Source organism: Bacillus sp. EKM208B, from assembly GCF_011800725.1.
GTDB classification, from domain to species: Bacteria; Bacillota; Bacilli; order Bacillales; family Bacillaceae; genus Bacillus; species Bacillus velezensis.
Map to the genome: position 1 here is coordinate 1 of NZ_JAANHO010000030.1, position 741 is coordinate 741.

Consider the following 741-nt stretch of genomic DNA (forward strand, 5'->3'; position numbering starts at 1 on the left):
TTCAAGTGGTTGTAATTCTTCACCGTTATACAATCGTGAGAAATCTTCGATTAATAGATTTAGCGTCTGATGATCGGAAATAATATGGTGCATATCAAATAGTAAAATATAGTTGTTCCGATTTCTTTCTTTGACTACTTTAAAACGCATGAGCGGTGCTGTTCCGATGTCAAACGGGCGTACAAATTGTTCCATGTCAGCGTCACTGTAGCTGTCGGTCTCTTCATATTCCACTTGGTAGAATACCTCGTCTGCAATGACTTGAAAGGTTTCTCCTTCTGTCATGACAAAACTGGTTCGCAGCGACTCGTGACGCTTAATCAGACGATCTATGGCTTGTTGTATTTTTTCTAAATCAAGGTTACCTGTTACTTCTAGCGCTGACGCCATGTTATATGCAGTACTGTTGCCTTCCATCTGATCCAGAATAAACAATCGTTTCTGTGTAGAGGATGCTGGATAAGCTTCTCTCTGTTCTGCTTGTGGTATTGGACTATATTCGCCTTCTCCCGCGGCCTCAATCTTTCTCGACAACATGACAGGAGTTGGTAAACTAAATATCTCTTTGACTGGCAAACGAATCCCTGTCTTCTTCTCGATGGCATTAATGGCTGCCGTCGCTTTTAACGAATGTCCTCCCAGTTCAAAGAAACTATCCTCTATGCCGACTGGAGATATTCCTAAGATTTCTTCAAATATGTCCGTAATGACTTTCTCTGTTTTAGTTCTTGGTGGCATATA

General features: G+C 41.2%; 1 protein-coding gene. It reads right to left on the minus strand.

Features of this window, described 5'->3' with window-relative positions:
* Positions 1-741: condensation domain-containing protein (locus G9F75_RS19675; RefSeq protein ID WP_167409333.1), on the minus strand; the 741-nt coding region annotated here is incomplete at both ends.